Source organism: Bradyrhizobium sp. P5_C11_2, from assembly GCF_054049755.1.
This window is the reverse complement of record NZ_JBFULT010000758.1, coordinates 1-2,896: the sequence shown is the minus strand read 5'-3', so window position 1 is coordinate 2,896 and position 2,896 is coordinate 1. Positions and strand designations below refer to the sequence as shown.

The window sequence follows — 2,896 nt, the reverse complement described above, 5'->3', positions numbered from 1 at the left end:
CTCGCACAGCAGCGACCGCGTCTTGCGCGGGTCGATGATCTCCTCGACCCAGAACTTTTCGGCGGAGCGGAACGGCGAGCGGAGCTTGTTGAGGCGATCCTCGATCTCCTTCAGCTTGGCCGCCTTGTCCTCGGCCGCGTCGATGTCGGCGCGGTAGGCCGCTTCGATGCCGCCTTCGAGCGGCAGCGAGCCCCAATAGGCCGAGGGCCAGGCGTAGCGGATCGAGAAGCGGTCGGCGGGCTGATGCACCACGCCGGCGACGCCGAAGGCGTTGCGCAGGATCACCGTGCACCACGGCACCGTGGTCTGGTTGACCGCCGCCATGGCACGGACGCCGTGGCGGATGGTGGCGGCCTTCTCGGCATCGAGGCCGATCATGAAGCCCGGGCAGTCCATGAGATAGACGATCGGCAGATGGAAGGTCTCGGCGAAATCGACCCAGCGCACCACCTTCTGGCAGGCATCCGCCGTCCAGGAGCCGCCATAGTGAAAGCTGTCGCTGGCGAGCAGCAGCACCGCCCTGCCCTCGAGCCGCGCGAGGCCAACGATGATCGGCTTGCCAAAATTCTTTGCGACTTCGAAGAACGAGCCCTTGTCCACGACCTGCTCGATGATCGGTCGCATCTTGTAGACCTGCTTGCGGTTGCGCGGCACCGCGTTCATCAGCGCCTCTTCGGTGCGCTCCGGATTGTCGGTGCAGGGCAAGGTCGGCGGCAGTTCGTAAACCGACGACGGCAGATAGGACAGGAAGCGCCGCGCGCAGGCAAACGCCTCTTCTTCCKTATCGACCGCGTGATCGACCGCGCCGGCGCGGGTCTGGATATCGGCGCCGCCGAGCTCCTCCTTCGAGAGGTCCTGCCCCAGCGCCTTCACCACCGGCGGCCCCGCGACGAACATCGCGGACTTCCTTGTCATGATGGAGTAGTGACTGGCGGCAAGGCGCGCGGCACCAAGGCCCGCAACCGAGCCGAGCCCCAGCGCGACCACGGGTACGCGCGACAGGTTTTCGGTCGTGAAGCGATACCAGCGCGTGCCGCCAACGCCGCCGGGCAGATTGGCCGCGCCCTTGGTCTCGATGGTCTTGACCGAGCCGCCGCCGCCGGAGCCTTCGATAATGCGGACGATGGGCAGACGGAAGTCGTGCGCCATCTCTTCCGCCATCAAGGGCTTGGCCGAGATCGAGGCATCCGCCGAGCCGCCGCGCACGGTGAAATCATCGCCGACCACGACCACGGTGCGGCCGTCGACCTTGCCGCGGCCGAACACGCAGTTCGCCGGCGTCACGTGCTTCAGCTCGCCCGCTGGATCGTATTCGCCGATGCCGGAGACGGCACCGATCTCGTGAAAGCTGCCTCTGTCGATCAGTCCGTCGATACGCTCCCGAACAGTCAGCCGGCCCTGGTCATGCTGTCGCTTGACCTTGTCAACGCCGCCCATCTCCCGCGCGAAGGCTTCGCGCCGGGCGAGCTCGTCGAGTTCCGGCTTCCAGTTCATTCACTCCCTCCGAATTGATCGGCTTGTTATTGTTATGCACGGCCATCGCGACCGGTTTACGCGAGATACGGTTGTTGAAGACGTCGCCTTCCGCGCCTTCGAGCAGGCTGCCGAGCGAGCGGCCGAGCGCGACCATCAGCGGCGCGACCTCGGCATGCAGCCGTTGCTCATCATACATCGCCGACAGCAGGCCGATCGTGATGACCACGAAGGTCTGATATTGCGGCGACCAGATCGGCACCGCGAGCCCATTGATGTGCGGGCTCCACAGGCCGCAGGCCACGACATAGCCGTGCTCGCGCAGCGACTGCCGGTTGGCCTCGATGCGGGGCTTCAGGATCTTGGCAGCCTCGGGAGCTTCCCGTTCCATCTCCGCGATGAAGGCATCGCCGATCTCAGGCGCCAGCGCCGCGGTGTAGGCCGCGCCCGCGGCGGTCGAAGCCATCGAGATGCGGCTGCCGGTGCCCTCGTGCAGACCGAGTGCGGTCGCCGAGCGCGCGAACTGGAGATAGACGAGGTGGAAGCGATCGGGGACGACGAAGCCGACCGTGCCCGGCAATTGCTCGGCGACTTCCTGGAGCCGCTGCCGGATCATGCTGCGCAGTTGCGCGCCCTTCATCATCGAGGCGCTCATCGCAACAGCGCTCGGGCCGATGCGATACTTCTGATCGCGCGGCAGGTAGACCAGTTGGCCCATCCGCGTCAGCGTGTGCGTGAGCCGCGACACCGTCGAGCGCGGCAGACCGCAGCGATTTGAAATCTCGAGATTGCCGAGCCGGGCTTCGTGCCCCTCGAAGCATCGCAACACGTCGAACGCGCGCGAGACCACCTGGATGACATCACCTTCACCGGCATCACCGGCGAGGACTCCTTGCCTACTCAACCGCTCCGAACGTCGTCCCATGTTCCCTACCAGTTGTTCCGCTGTGCGGAATTAAATTCCGCTTGCAGACGAAGCTACCTCAGGCATTTTGCCACCACAACAAAAAGGCGATTGGCATGCCAGAAATAAAGATCGTCACTGAAGTTGCGGGCCGCATCTGCGCAACTCCCGTGCAAGTTGGAGGAACTGTTGCGGATGGCGACGACGTTGTAGTGGTCGAGGCGATGAAGATGGAGATACCCGTGCCCTCGCCCGCGAGCGGCACGATCACATCACTTCTCGTCAAGCTCGACGACGTCGTTGCCGAAGGACAGGCCATCGCGATCGTCGCGAGCTGACTGCATTATCCGTAGTTTCCGCGACAATCTGTCAGCCTACTTCCCGCCTTCGCGGTACGGCGTTGCCATCGCTTGATCGCGATGACATGATCTGTCTCAATAAAAATCTGTTTCAAACAAAGAACGAAAATCTTCGCGGCAAACGCGATGATCATTGGAGGGGAACATGCTTCGTGGGCTG

General features: G+C 63.9%; 3 protein-coding genes. 1 reads left to right on the top strand and 2 read right to left on the bottom strand.

Annotation, left to right across the window (positions count from 1 at the left end; all coding sequences use genetic code 11):
• Both ACXJL8_RS38105 and ACXJL8_RS38100 read right to left on the bottom strand, forming a co-directional pair.
• Positions 1–1,494: acyl-CoA carboxylase subunit beta (locus tag ACXJL8_RS38105; protein WP_456686712.1), on the bottom strand; the 1,494-nt coding region annotated here is incomplete at its 3' end.
• A complete protein-coding gene (locus ACXJL8_RS38100) occupies positions 1,424–2,398 on the bottom strand; it encodes an IclR family transcriptional regulator (protein WP_456618707.1) in 975 nt (324 codons plus the stop codon). The genes ACXJL8_RS38100 and ACXJL8_RS38105, both read right to left, overlap by 71 nt.
• 95 nt (positions 2,399–2,493) lie before the next feature.
• Here ACXJL8_RS38100 and ACXJL8_RS38095 point away from each other — a divergent pair, with 95 nt between their 5' ends.
• The gene (locus ACXJL8_RS38095; protein WP_011086715.1) at positions 2,494–2,715 is read left to right on the top strand and encodes a biotin/lipoyl-containing protein; all 222 of its coding nucleotides are present in this window, start codon (positions 2,494–2,496) and stop codon (positions 2,713–2,715) included.
• Positions 2,716–2,896: the final 181 nt, after the last annotated feature.